Origin of the sequence: Bacillus aerolatus, assembly GCF_009183655.1 — a bacterium.
GTDB lineage: Bacteria > Bacillota > Bacilli > Bacillales > Domibacillaceae > Pseudobacillus > Pseudobacillus aerolatus.
Genome location: NZ_WEIO01000002.1, coordinates 74,229 through 87,653, shown reverse-complemented (window position 1 = coordinate 87,653; position 13,425 = coordinate 74,229). Strand labels below are relative to the sequence as shown.

The window sequence follows — 13,425 nt, the reverse complement described above, 5'->3', positions numbered from 1 at the left end:
GAATGCTACAATATATCATATCCACATAGAAAGGCGGCAAACTCATTGGAACATCTTATTAACGAACAAGTAAAAAACATCCAAATATCAGGGATTCGGAACTTCTTTAATTTAGTCAGCGGCATGGAAGATATAGTTTCCCTTACAATCGGCCAGCCTGACTTTTTCACGCCTGAACATGTAAAAGCGGCAGGAATAGAAGCGATTGCCAACAATTATACGACATATACTCACAATGCTGGTTTTCCTGAACTCCGCAAAGCAGCAGCCAAATACGTACATAGCAAATACGGATTGACCTATGCCCCTGAATCAGAGGTTATTGTTACGGTTGGTGCCAGCCAGGCTATTGACATCACACTTCGCACACTTCTGTCTCCTGGAGATGAAGTCATCCTGCCCGGCCCTGTTTATCCCGGTTATGAACCGATTATTCATATGTGCCAAGCAAAAACACGCATGGTTGATACACGGCAAAATGGTTTTAAACTGACAGCAGATTTGATCAGTGGAGCTCTTACAGACAATACAAAAGCCATTATCCTGCCTTATCCGTCGAACCCTACAGGCATCAGCTTAACAAAATCAGAATTAAAAGCGATCGCCGAACTCGTGAAGGGAAAGGACGTTTTCATTATAGCCGATGAAATTTACAGCGAGCTTACTTTCGATGCACCGCACGTCTCTATCGCCTCTTTTTTACGAGAACAGACAATCGTTTTAAATGGATTATCTAAATCACATGCGATGACTGGCTGGCGGATCGGGTTTTTATTCGCTCCTGAAAACCTTGCTAAGCATATTTTGAAGGTCCATCAATACAACGTATCCTGCGCTTCTTCCGTTGCGCAAATGGCAGCCCTCGAAGCTGTTTCGACAGGCAAGAACGATGCCTTATTTATGCGTGAAGAATATAAAAAACGGCGCGATTATGTGTTTAACAGACTGGTAAACATAGGACTCGATGTCGTCAAACCGGACGGCGCCTTTTACTTTTTTGTGGCCATTCCAACATGGATAAAGAAATCTTCGTTTGATTTTTGTTATCAGCTCGCAATGGATCAAAAAGTAGCTGTTGTACCCGGCAGTGCCTTTTCTGAATTTGGAGAAGGTTATTTTCGGCTGTCCTTTGCTTGTTCAATGGAAGAGCTGGAAAAAGGAATTGACCGAATCGAAGCTTTTTTACAGCAGACAAAAAACTAAAATAAGCATTCGGAGCCGGCATTGAATTGCCGGCTCCGAATGCTTTTCTTCTTTGATAGGCTAGTTCCAATACTTCAGCAGCGCCTGCGTGCCGCTTTCTGCTTCTCCTTTAGAAGCCAGTTCTTCGTACATTCGTTTGGCAAGTGCCAGCCCCGGCAAATCCAGCTCCATCTTTTCTGATTCTTCCATTGCTATTCTCATATCTTTAATAAAATGTTTCACATAAAAACCGGGAGCAAAATCTCCTTGAATCATTCTCGGCGCCAAGTTGGACAAAGACCAGCTGCCGGCCGCTCCAGTAGAAATGCTTTTTAACACTGTATCTAAGTTTAGACCCGCTTTTTGAGCATACAACAACGCTTCACAAACACCGATCATATTCGTGGCAATGGCAATTTGGTTGCTCATCTTTGCATGCTGGCCCGCTCCTGCTTCTCCTTGGTAAACGATGTTTTGGCCGAATGTTTCAAACAGCGGCAGCACTTTTTCGAAAGTGGTTCTGTTACCTCCAACCATAATGGCGAGCGTTCCGTTTTTTGCTCCAGTATCTCCACCGGATACAGGGGCATCAAGCGCGTCGATTCCTTTCTCTTTCGCTTTTTCGTAAACTTGGGCAGCAAGGCTGGGGTTGGAAGTCGTCATATCGATGATCGTCTGCCCCGGACGGCCTCCTGCCAGGACGCCCTCCCTTCCGAAATATACTTCTTCTACATCTGACGGTTCACCGACGATCGTAAATAATACATCTGTCTGCCGAGCTGCTTCAGCAGGTGTTTGACACCAAACAGCTCCTTCATTTAGCAGCTCCTCTGCTTTTGCTTTTGTCCTCGTATAAACAAATAATTCATGCCCTGCCTTCTGCAAGTGGCGAACCATGCTTTTCCCCATCACACCTGTACCGATAAAGCCAACTTTTATATTTTCCACTTTCTTCTCCACCTTTGCACTATTTTCAGAACAAATGCGCAAGCGCCTTGATCAGCCCCGACAAGCAAATGTTCTTTCCTCAATGTCTAGCTGTGCCTCCTTGGGGCTCGAGGTCATATGCCAGTCTGACTGCATGGCTGAAAAACGCCATTTCGTCAGACTGGCATATGCTTGTCGCCCCAGAGCAGTCGGCTCCGCTTTTCTATAAAAGAAGTCGCTTTTTGACTTCATTGAGGAAAGGTTATTTGACCTCGAGGGGCTAGGCGCTGGAGCTAGACGCAGACCCGCTCAATGCGCAAGCGCCTACCTACATCTTGCATATCTATAACTTCCTAGATGACAAAAAAAGACCTGCCATTAGACAGGTCCCAAGAAAAGGGGGGTTGTGAGTGAGAATCTCCAATTGATCATGCTTGATTATATAGTTCCCAGTCTCCTGCCTTATTAAACTAAAAAAAGAAATATTTTTTCTATGTTTCCCCCGTTGACTTAGATAGAGCGGACCATGCCTCCGTCAACAAGAAAACTGCTGCCTGTTACATATGTATTTTCATCTGAAGCTAAAAAAGCAACAACATTAGCAAACTCTTCCGGTTGTCCGTAACGTCCGAGCGGGATTTTCTTTCTCATCTTCTCTTCTTGCTGTTCAATTGAAATTCCCTGCTTCCCAGCATTAATTTCATCAAGGTGCCGCACTCGATCTGTTGCTATTCTTCCCGGCGCCACCGTATTAACTAAAATATTGTGCGAAGCAAATTCTTCTGCGAGCGTTTTAGAAAGGCCCACAATGCCTGTCCGAAACGTATTAGATAAAATCAGCCCTGGTATCGGCTCTTTAATCGAGGAAGAAGCAATATTAATAATTTTGCCGCCTTGCTTTTTTAAATAAGGCAGCGCTGCTCTAATCGTCCGGATATAAGACAACAAGTTTAATTCGAACGCCTGCTGCCACTGTTCATCATCCATGTCTTCAAACAATCCGGCCGGAGGGCCTCCCGCATTGTTAATCAAAATATCAATTGTTCCAAATTTTTCAGCTGTTTTGTCGACTAATGATTTAATTTCTTCCGGCTTCGTTATATCACAAACTGTATAAGCGATTCGCCCTTCAGCGCTTCCACTCAGCTGCTGCTGAACACCTTCAAGCTTGCTGCCGCTTCTGCTGGCAAGCATAACATTTGCTCCTCCTTCAGCAAATTTTTCTGCAATCGCTTTTCCGAGCCCCTGGCTGGAAGCGAGTACTAAAGCTGTTTTTCCTTGAAAAGACCGACTCATCTTATAACCACCTTCTCTAATTTCTCAATCTCATTATAATGTATTTAGAATTTTCTTTCATTTTTTTCGTGTTTTTTTAGAAAATAAAAAAATCCAGGCGATAACGCCCGGATCAAAGTGGGGAAAAATGAGAATGAAAAGGCTTGAGTAAGTCTAATCATGTGCTGTTATTTATTATTACCCCACCTTGTCATTTAAATACACCTTTTTTCATTTTCTTTTCATTTGAGAAATATTATTCTGCTAAACCTTCTTTTTTCAACATTTCATCGAGTGTTTTCAAGGCTTCTTCTTCGTCTGGCCCTTCTGCACTAATATTAATTTTTGCATGCTGGCCGATCCCAAGAGACATAACCCCCATAATTGATTTTAAGTTTACTTTTTTTTCTTTATACCCTAATTGAATATCGCTGGAAAAGCGGCTCGCTGTTTGTACTAATAAAGTAGCGGGGCGGGCATGGATTCCCGTCTCTGCTGTGACTGTGAATTGTTTTTCTATCATGTTTTCATCTTCTCCTTCACTATTAACCATTACGAACAGGGTCGCCTGGACAAAAAACTTTTATACACCTGGCTAATGTTTCACCTTACCCTTCTAGAGAATAGCATGCCTTAGACGCTCGCTCAATTGATGAGCTTAAAATCGTTAAATTTGTGAAAAAAACACATCAGCTTCTCGGTTCTTTCATATAGTTATACAAAACAGATCCCCCACGCTGGGCGACTCCTCTAAAGTGCTTAAAATCTTCTCTGTTGACCAATACGTTTTGAAAGACAAGAAAATGTTCTTTGCTCACATAGCACGTATCAATTTCACCAGTTTTCAATTGATTCAATAAGCTTTCAGCCTCTGATAAAGTCATATTGTCATTCCTTTCAGAATTTTTCATAAAATTAGGCAAAACACTTTACTCTTTTCCAAAAATAAGGCACACTGTAAAGTAATCAATTCTATAACTTATTATAATGAAAAAACATTTCAATCCCAGCCATGTTAAGCTCGGCTTTCAAAAGCTTAATATAAAAACCGGGGAGAAACAACAAACAAAACTTTTACATTAATCTGTGAAGGAGAGTTAGAAATGACAAAAGCAGAAGTGGGGAATGTGATCGAGTTTAAGGACGGGCTGCAAGGAATTGTAGAAAAAGTAAATGAGAATTCGGTCATTGTTGATTTGACGATTATGGAGAACTTCAGGGAATTGGAAATGGAAGAAAAAACAGTCGTGAACCATAAAAACTATACGATTGTCCATTCTTCTGTGAACGCATAGCCTGCGATTTCGTGAAAAGCTGCCTATTTCAAGGCAGCTTTTTTTAATGAATAGGAAAATATAAACTTTTTCGAGTTAGATAACTGTCCAGCTCCAGCGCCCAGCCCCTCGAGGTCAAATAACCTTTCACCATTGAAGCCAAAAGGCAGACTTCCTTGGTGAAAGAACATTTGCTTGTCGGGGCTGAACAGGCGCTTACGCTTTTCTTACTGTCCAGCTCCAGCGCCCAGCCCCTCGAGGTCAAATAACCTTTCACCATTGAAGCCAAAAGGCAGACTTCCTTGGTGAAAGAACATTTGCTTGTCGGGGCTGAACAGGCGCTTACGCTTTTCTTACTGTCCGGCTTCAGCGCCCAGCCCCTCGAGGTCAAATAACCTTTCACCATTGAAGTCAAAAGGCAGACTTCCTTGCTGAAAGAACATTTGCTTGTCGAGGCTGAACAGGCGCTTACGCTTTTCTTAAGTTTCAATGTATTTTCATTCTATTTTAGCTGGGCTTTTGTTAAAATAAGTGCTGTAGTTAAAGAAAGGAGTTTAGAAAGATGTCACTACTTAAAGATTGGCGGCTAATCCTCAGCGTGATAATTGCTCACGTACTGCTGTATATTACGTTTTCAGACCGTGATATATTTTGGTATTTATACACAGCTGCAAATCTTTTCTTTATTAGTTTCGCTATTATAAGTGAGAAAATAGATGATAAGCAACGAACACGCAGCTATTTAAAATATGGCGTTCTATCTGGTCTGCTTTTATACGCCTTATTTTTTGCGGGCCATTTGCTCCTTCCCCATCTCCCTTTCTCATGGGACAGCCAGGCAGCGGCCATTTATAAGAGATATTCTCCGCAGTTTTCCTGGCATTACATTGTATTAATATTAGTTTTTATCCCGGGAGAAGAACTGTTTTGGCGTGGATTTGTCCAAAAACGCCTATCCGTCTATTTTAATGATTTAACGGCTATACTCGCGACTTCCATTTTGTATGCCTCGATCTTTATTTATTCAGACAAATTCGTATGGGTTTTGGCTGCCTTTATCGCCGGTTTATTTTGGGGATCTTTATATGTATGGAAACGAAGCATCCCTATGCTGATCATTTCACACCTTGTGTTTGATTTATTCTTAATTGTTTTATTCCCCCTTAGCTAAAACGGGCCCATGCGGCCCGTTTTATTTTTTCCACAGCAATACAAGAAAGACTAAACTAATGAAACCAAAAAGAGGGTATAACAAACCAAGCAATGTCCCATATGAAACTTGACTCAATAAAAAACCCGCTGAAAAAATAAGTAAAAACAAAACCGCCGGCGGCCACTGCACGTGAGCTTGCAGCTGTTGTTTCAACCCGTAAGCATTTCCAATAACGGAAGTGAAAATCTCTCCATATATAAGAAAGGCATAAACAAAATGAAATTCCGGTATTAACTGCTCGACCACTTGCGCCATTGGGATATCATACTCGGCAACTTCTACTAGTTGCACTAAACTGACGTGGCTGGCCAACATTAAACAAGTCAGTACGGCGCCTCCAAGAAAAGCTCCCGTCCTTATTATCCGTTTATCTTTAATTTCAAAAGCGAGCGGGACTAAAACTGCCTGAGCCAAAGCTAAATTAAAAGCGGCATAGCTAAAAGGCGCTGTCCATATTTTCCACGTCCACTCGGAATCTTCTCCCGCCACAACATTCTTCAAAAATTCAGGACTGCCTGCTGCTTCGCCGGCAGCATATAGATGAAAGATGACCATAAGAGGAACGACAAACACGTTGACAGCAAGCAGTCCTGTTACACCTTTTCTCATCACTAAAAATCCAGCGGCAATCGTCAATAAGATACCGGCATTTGCTGGTAAATCAAATCTTTCTGTGAATAACGCCCCGGTTCCTGACAGCATCACTCCCGTCACTCCAACAAGCATAAGAAATTGAATGACCGTTGCTGCGAACCCGAGCTTCATACCGAAAAGATAAGAATTAAACTCTTGGAAAGACTTTGCCTGCAAATCAACTGCTGTCAGCATAATTTTTGCTCCGAGAAAAATAAACAAACAGCCGCTGACTACAATAGCCGGCACCCCGTAAAAACCGAACTGAGAAAAAAATTGAACAATTTCTTTTCCGGTCGCAAACCCTGCCCCAATAATAGTTCCTATATAAACTGCTGCCACTTGGCAGGCTCCGAGCCATGATTTCAAAGCCATCCCCCGCTTTAAACGTATTATTTCACCTTATGCTTGTCTTGCACGTTCAAGAAGAAAAATGTGTTTTTCAAAAAAAACAAGAAAAAATACTTGAAAGTCAGAAAAGGTCAAACTATAATAAAGCCATAAGGTCAAAGTTAGTCAAAGTCAATTAATAACTTATTCAATAAATTTCATCTATATAAATTGGAAAGGAATGAAGTATATGTTGTGTCAAAACTGCCAACAGCATCAAGCAAATATCCAATTCCGGGTGAATATCAACGGAAAAGCAAAACAGCTTCATCTATGTTCGGCATGCTATCAAAAGAGCAAACAAAAGATTGGAGATGGTTCAATGAACTTTCAACAGTTCGGAGGATTTCCTTTTGATGAATTAATAAAAGGGTTTGGCTTTCCGGACTCTGGCCACGGAACGAGCGGACATCATGCAGTACCGCCGCATATGCAGCCTCAAAAAGATGGAGGAAATAGCGGTGGCAACGGCTTCCTGGATCAATTCGGACGTAATTTAACGAATATGGCAAAAGCAGGATTAATCGACCCGGTGATCGGCCGTGAAAAAGAAGTGAGCCGCGTCATCGAAGTGTTAAACCGTCGTAACAAAAACAATCCAGTTTTAATTGGAGAACCTGGAACAGGAAAAACAGCGATTGCCGAAGGTTTGGCAGTAAAAATCGCGGAAGGCGATGTACCCGCTAAATTGAAAGGAAAAGAAGTATATTTAATCGATGTCGCTTCTCTTGTCGCCAATACAGGGATCCGCGGCCAATTTGAAGAAAGAATGAAACAGTTGATCTCAGAGCTGCAAAAGCATAAAAATATTCTTTTATTCGTGGACGAAATCCACCTTCTTGTCGGTGCCGGATCAGCAGAAGGCTCCATGGACGCCGGCAACATCTTAAAACCAGCCCTTGCCCGCGGCGAATTGCAGCTAATCGGCGCTACTACACTGAAAGAATATCGACAAATTGAAAAAGACGCTGCATTAGAGCGCCGCTTTCAGCCGGTTCAAGTGAGCGAGCCGACAGTGGAGCAGGCGATCCAAATTTTAAAGGGGCTGCAAAAGCGCTACGAAGACTTTCATGAAGTAACTTTTACACAAGAAGCAATTGAAGCTTGTGCCAAATTATCACACCGTTACATTCAAGACAGATTTCTGCCTGATAAAGCGATTGATTTAATGGATGAAGCCGGTTCAAAACTCAACTTAACGATTGATACTCAAGATAAAGAATCCATCACTGAACAACTTGCCCGGCTTTCTAAAGAGAAAGAGGCCGCTTTGCAAAAAGAAGAGTATGAACAGGCAGCGAGATTGCGCGATGAAGAAGCAAAGCTTGAGGAAAAACTGACTGGGTCAGAAGAAACACAAGAACGCCCGGCCGTCACGGTTGAAGATATCCAACAATTGATCGAACAGAAAACAGGTATTCCTGTCGGAAAATTGCAGGAAGATGAACAACAGACAATGAAGCATTTAGAAGCGCATTTAGCGAAGAAAGTCATTGGCCAGGCTGAAGCCGTCCAAAAAGTGGCAAAAGCGATCCGCCGCAGCCGCGCCGGCTTAAAAGCGAAAAACCGGCCGATCGGGTCTTTCTTGTTTGTCGGTCCGACAGGCGTCGGAAAAACAGAGCTGACTAAATCACTCGCTGAAGAATTATTTGGCTCGAAAGAAGCAATGGTCCGTCTTGATATGAGTGAATACATGGAGAAACATAGCGTATCCAAGTTAATCGGTTCCCCGCCAGGCTATGTCGGCCATGACGAGGCCGGCCAGCTGACCGAAAAAGTGCGCCGCAATCCGTACAGCATCATTTTGCTCGATGAAATTGAAAAAGCGCACCCGGATGTCCAGCATATGTTCCTGCAAATTCTGGAAGACGGCCGTCTGACAGACAGCCAAGGCCGGACTGTCAGCTTTAAAGATACTGTCATCATTATGACGAGCAATGCTGGAGCAGCGGTGAAACCAATCACTGTCGGTTTCGAGAAAAATAATGCCGTCAAAGAAAGCTCCATTCTTGATTCACTCGGCAGCTTCTTTAAACCGGAATTTTTGAATCGGTTCGATAACATTATCGAATTTAAACCGCTCGAAAAAGATCATTTACAGCAAATTGTCAACTTAATGCTGGCTGACTTGAATAAAACGTTGCAGGAGCAATCCATTATCCTGCACGTAACAGATGAAGTAAAAGAGCGGTTAAGCGAACTTGGCTATCACCCTGATTTTGGTGCCCGTCCTCTTCGCCGCGTTATTCAGGAACAACTTGAAGATGGAATTGCCGACTTTATTCTTGATCACCCGGAAACGAAAGAACTGCAAGCCGTCATTGAAGATCACAGCATACGCATTACTGGTTAATTTTGGCTCTTTTCTAAGAGATTGTTGCTCTTAAAACGAAAACTGTTGAAGGTTGATTGGAGCGGAAGTGCGAGACTCCTGCGGGAGAAGCAGGACAGGTGAGACCCCACAGGCGTTTACGCCGAGGAGGCTCAACCGCCCGCCCCGCTCCAATAGAGCAACTGCAGCGGAAATCAACCAATCCGCACTACTTGGTAAATAGCAACAATGTTTGCGAAAACAGCCTTAATTTTAAAAAGGTGCCTGAGACAGCCTCAGGCACCTTTTTTGTTCAAATGGAGTCTATCAACTCTTGCCCAGCCTGATCGAGCCATCTTTCAATCGGTTCGATCACTTTTTTGATACAACCTTCTTCAAATGGAGAATGAAGGCCTGCTTGTTCGACAATTTCAGTAAACGATAAACTTCCGCCAATCTTACAAATTTTCACGTAGTCTTTCCAGGCTTCTTCCCTGTCTTCATTCATGCGCTTCCAAAACTGAAGAGCGCACACTTGAGCAAGAGTATAGTCAATATAATAAAACGGTACTTCATATATATGACCTTGACGCTGCCAGAAGCCGCCCGCTTCCAAGTAAGGAATACCGTCATAATCACGATGAGGCAAATAAACCTGTTCTATTTCTTTCCACACTGTTTTTCTTTCTTCGGGCGTTAAACCGGGCTGTTCGTATACACGGTGCTGAAACTCATCTACGGCCGCACCGTATGGCAAAAATAAAATGGCGCCACTTAAGTGGGCGTACTTATATTTATCTGTGTCTTCTTTAAAAAACAATTCCATCCACGGCCACGTAAAAAACTCCATGCTCATTGAATGAATTTCACAAGCCTCATATGTCGGCCATAAAAACTCAGGCACAGTAAAATCCCGGCTGGAATACACTTGGAACGCATGGCCCGCTTCATGGGTCAATACGTCGATGTCTCCGGATGTACCGTTAAAGTTAGAGAAAATAAACGGAGAACGGTAATCAGACACATACGTACAATACCCTCCGCCTGCTTTTCCTTTTTTCGCCTCAAGATCCATCAGATCATGGTCGAGCATAAACTGGAAAAATTCCGCAGTTTCAGGAGACAATTCTTCATACATTTTTTTGCCGTTTTCAATAATCCACTCAGCCGGTCCTTTCGGCTTCGCATTGCCCGTCGTAAACTGATAGCTTTCATCATGAAATTTTAGTTCTTTTAATCCGGTTTGCTTCTGTTGAGCCTTTCTCAGTTTATTTGCAAGCGGAACGATAAACTCCTTTATTTGTTCCCTGTATCCTTTCACCATGTCCGAGTTATAATCGACCCTGTTTAAACGGTAATAGCCGAGTTCAACAAAATTTTTAAAGCCGAGCTTGCGGGCGATTCCTGTCCGGACCTTCACTAGTTCATCATAAATCGCATCAAACTGTTTTTCATGTTCCGCAAAAAAGGCGAAACGGGCTCTAGTTGCCTGCCTGCGCACGGATCGGTCAGCTGATTCCGTAAACGGTTCAAGCTGGGCCAGTGTCAATGTGTCTCCTTGAAATTCGATTTGTGCAGAAGCAACAAGCTGAGTGTACTGCGAAGACAATTTGTTTTCCTTTTCAAGCAGCGGCAAGACTTCATTAGAAAAAGTTTTGACTTGTGCTTCCGCCAACTGAAACAGCTGCTTTCCAAAAATCGCTTCCAGCTCCTTGCGAAAAGCTGAAGACAATAAAGCTTCGTTGATTCTGGAAGCGATCCCTTCCATTTTTGGAGAAATTTCATCGATATAGTCTTGCTCCTGTTTGTAAAATGGGTCATTTGTATTAACGGTATGCCTAATATAACAAAGATCCATCATCGTGCTGACACGGCTGCGGATCTGGTTGATTTTATTCAGCACATCCACTTGTGCTTCAGCACCATCCGCTTCTTTAAATTTCCCCAGCAGCTCTTCTGTTTCCTTTTCTGCCAGCTCTATATCCGGCCGCTCATATTTATAGTCGTTAAACTTCATTTATGCCCCTTCTTTCCTATGACAAATCTTTAATGGACAATCCAAGCTTTCTCATGATCGCAATGGCCGTTTCTTTCTCTTCTTCAGACAGGCTCGACAAAAGCTGATGAATGCTTTCTTCATGCTGTGGAAACACATTGTCGATAAATTCCCGGCCTTTCTCTGTGATTTCCGCATGGATGACCCGCCGGTCTGTCGGGCATGCTGCCCGTTTCAGCAATTGCTTTTTCTCAAGTTTATCGACGACATATGTGATGCTTCCGCTCGCCAGCAAAATTTTACTGCCGATTTGCTGCAATGGCTGCGGGCCTTTATGATACAACAGCTCCAGCACCGCAAATTCAGTCGGATGCAAACCGGTTTCGTAAATATATTCATTCACTTTCTCATTAATTACTTTATAAGCTCTCGATAAAACGATAAATAACTTCAAAGACTGCTTTCTTTCCTCTTGATTGCTCATTTATTGCCACTCTTTTCCTTATAGGTCTCATTATGAATAAATGACTCGCCAGTTATGATTCACTTCTGCCTTTATATTTTCGTATTTTTTTATATAGTCGGCAAGCAGCTCAGCCATGTCCGTTTGTATTTCTTTTATAACCTTTTTACCTTTGAACATCAAGTAATCACCGCCCCCTCCTGCGCGATAATTGTTCATCACAACACGGTAAAGTCCATTCGCTTCCACTGGCTCCCCTTGATAGAGCAATTGTCCGATCCGTTCTCCCGGGGCTTTCCTGATGTCCATTGTATAATCAATGCCTTCCCACATATCATAATTGTAGTGCTGCGGTTTCGGATAAGAAAATTCAGGGCTGACCCCCGGCCTTCCATCCGGCAGCAATGTAAAATAAGAAGCTGTCCGCTCCAGCGCCTGTTTCATTTCTTCCCCGGTAATTTCAATGACCATTAATGAATTCGGATAAATATAATTGGAAACGATGTCCCGCATCGTTACTTCAGCCGGCAGCCCCGGCGAGCCATTATGGAAAAGAGCAGTGCAGGAAATGTCTGTTTGAGCTGCTTCCATTTGCACCCGGTTAATCAATTCAATGAGCGGATGCTCCTGTAATCTCACTTGAAAAGGATCATGAATGAGCATATCTCCATCTATTTTGCCGATGACTTCATCGAGCCATTGCTGCGTTGCCCGCTCTTCATTTTCCACTAAGGCGATAATTTCTTCATCCGCACTAAAGTTCTTTGCTTCTATTACGTTAATCGAAAGGTCGCTTAACTCTATCTTTTCTGCTGACACACTAAATTCGGCTGTCACCTGCCCAATTTCCGCTCCACTAAACCCGGGCTGAACAACAGCCACACCGTTGACAAATTCGGCTGCTATTCTATGCTGATGGCCGGTGAGCAATACATCTATTCCCTCTACTTCCGTACAGATTCTGTAGGCCTGGTTTTCTCCTTTTTCTTTTCTTTCAATTCTCTCCCCAGTCGATAGCTCTACTTCAAATCCACCGTGATAAGAAACAATCATGAGATGAGGCTTTTCAACTTCTTTAATGTGCTGGACCCACTTTTTTGTTGCAGCAACAGCATCAATAAAGGCTAGCCCGCGAATGTGATCCGGCTTTTCCCAGTTAGGAATATAACGGGTCGTTACGCCAAGGACAGCCGCTTTTATGCCTTCACTAAAACGTTTAATTACATAAGGCTGGCCAAAATAAGGAACTTCTGTTTCACTATGTAAAATATTGCAGCTTAAAAAAGGAAAGTCAGCATCTTTTGCCGCTTTATTCAAAATATCCAGTCCATAATTAAATTCATGATTGCCGATTACAGCGGCATCATATTGAAGGTGCGACATAGCTTTGATCATTGGGTGGATATCTTCCCCCAAGGAGCGGAAATAATAACTTGCTAACGGCGTGCCTTGAAGAAAGTCCCCGTTATCTATTAACAGCATTTGTTCATTTGCCCGCCGCATGCTTTTAATGAATGTAGACAGCCGGGCAAGACCGTGGGGAGCGGGTTTGTTCGTTCCGTAATGAACGGGAAAAATAGCTCCGTGCACATCGCTTGTTTCAAGGATTTTCAGCTGGATTTTTTTCATTCTCATTCCCCTTCTCGACTATTTCTTTTCTTCAACTTACACGTTTTTCCTACAGATTGAAAGAGTTCTTGAATTGAATTTATCTCATGTTGTAATTTAAGGGGAGAAAATAAATATAGTTTGCTATAATGA

Annotated in this window: 13 protein-coding genes; 4 read left to right on the top strand and 9 right to left on the bottom strand. The window is 42.8% G+C overall.

Translation table 11 applies throughout. The features are described 5' to 3' along the window. The first annotated feature begins 45 nt into the window (after positions 1–45). Positions 46–1,203, top strand: coding sequence for an aminotransferase A (locus F9802_RS04020; RefSeq protein WP_152149876.1), 1,158 nt, complete (start codon positions 46–48; stop codon positions 1,201–1,203). Positions 1,204–1,263: 60 nt separating this feature from the next. Here F9802_RS04020 and F9802_RS04015 read toward each other — a convergent pair whose 3' ends face one another. The 4 genes from F9802_RS04015 to F9802_RS04000 all read right to left on the bottom strand — a co-directional run bounded on the left by F9802_RS04015 (position 1,264) and on the right by F9802_RS04000 (position 4,268). Next, positions 1,264–2,142 carry an NAD(P)-dependent oxidoreductase gene (locus F9802_RS04015; protein ID WP_225435191.1) on the bottom strand — a complete coding sequence of 293 codons (879 nt, stop codon included), beginning with the start codon at positions 2,140–2,142 and terminating at the stop codon, positions 1,264–1,266. A 477-nt stretch (positions 2,143–2,619) separates the two neighbouring features. Continuing rightward, positions 2,620–3,405: an SDR family oxidoreductase gene (locus tag F9802_RS04010; RefSeq protein ID WP_152149874.1), complete on the bottom strand. Its 786-nt coding sequence runs from the start codon at positions 3,403–3,405 to the stop codon at positions 2,620–2,622. 235 nt (positions 3,406–3,640) lie between these two features. After that, entirely contained in the window at positions 3,641–3,907 is a 267-nt protein-coding gene (locus F9802_RS04005; protein ID WP_152149873.1) for a phosphocarrier protein HPr, read from the bottom strand. A gap of 166 nt (positions 3,908–4,073) precedes the next feature. Then, the gene (locus tag F9802_RS04000; RefSeq protein WP_152149872.1) at positions 4,074–4,268 is read right to left on the bottom strand and encodes a hypothetical protein; all 195 of its coding nucleotides are present in this window, start codon (positions 4,266–4,268) and stop codon (positions 4,074–4,076) included. Between the two features lie 219 nt (positions 4,269–4,487). On the opposite strand from F9802_RS04000, the gene F9802_RS03995 reads away from it, so the two are divergent. Beyond that, complete coding sequence (locus F9802_RS03995; protein ID WP_152149871.1) at positions 4,488–4,679, top strand: YkvS family protein; 192 nt, start codon at positions 4,488–4,490, stop codon at positions 4,677–4,679. A gap of 43 nt (positions 4,680–4,722) precedes the next feature. Here F9802_RS03995 and F9802_RS03990 read toward each other — a convergent pair whose 3' ends face one another. Further along, complete coding sequence (locus F9802_RS03990; protein ID WP_152149870.1) at positions 4,723–5,073, bottom strand: hypothetical protein; 351 nt, start codon at positions 5,071–5,073, stop codon at positions 4,723–4,725. 147 nt (positions 5,074–5,220) lie between these two features. Here F9802_RS03990 and F9802_RS03985 point away from each other — a divergent pair, with 147 nt between their 5' ends. After that, on the top strand, positions 5,221–5,829 hold the full coding sequence (locus F9802_RS03985; RefSeq protein WP_152149869.1) for a CPBP family intramembrane glutamic endopeptidase: 609 nt from the start codon (positions 5,221–5,223) through the stop codon (positions 5,827–5,829). 21 nt (positions 5,830–5,850) lie between these two features. On the opposite strand, the gene F9802_RS03980 is transcribed toward F9802_RS03985, so the two are convergent. Next, a complete protein-coding gene (locus F9802_RS03980) occupies positions 5,851–6,879 on the bottom strand; it encodes a YkvI family membrane protein (protein WP_152149868.1) in 1,029 nt (342 codons plus the stop codon). 205 nt (positions 6,880–7,084) lie between these two features. Here F9802_RS03980 and F9802_RS03975 point away from each other — a divergent pair, with 205 nt between their 5' ends. Then, a complete protein-coding gene (locus F9802_RS03975) occupies positions 7,085–9,247 on the top strand; it encodes an ATP-dependent Clp protease ATP-binding subunit (protein ID WP_152149867.1) in 2,163 nt (720 codons plus the stop codon). Between the two features lie 271 nt (positions 9,248–9,518). On the opposite strand, the gene F9802_RS03970 is transcribed toward F9802_RS03975, so the two are convergent. The 3 genes from F9802_RS03970 to F9802_RS03960 are packed head-to-tail and all read right to left on the bottom strand — an operon-like array spanning position 9,519 to position 13,293. Continuing rightward, positions 9,519–11,222, bottom strand: coding sequence for a M3 family oligoendopeptidase (locus F9802_RS03970; RefSeq protein ID WP_152149866.1), 1,704 nt, complete (start codon positions 11,220–11,222; stop codon positions 9,519–9,521). Positions 11,223–11,238: 16 nt separating this feature from the next. Then, a complete protein-coding gene (locus F9802_RS03965) occupies positions 11,239–11,685 on the bottom strand; it encodes a MarR family winged helix-turn-helix transcriptional regulator (protein ID WP_152149865.1) in 447 nt (148 codons plus the stop codon). A 30-nt stretch (positions 11,686–11,715) separates the two neighbouring features. After that, positions 11,716–13,293, bottom strand: coding sequence for a bifunctional metallophosphatase/5'-nucleotidase (locus F9802_RS03960; protein WP_152149864.1), 1,578 nt, complete (start codon positions 13,291–13,293; stop codon positions 11,716–11,718). Positions 13,294–13,425 lie beyond the last annotated feature (132 nt).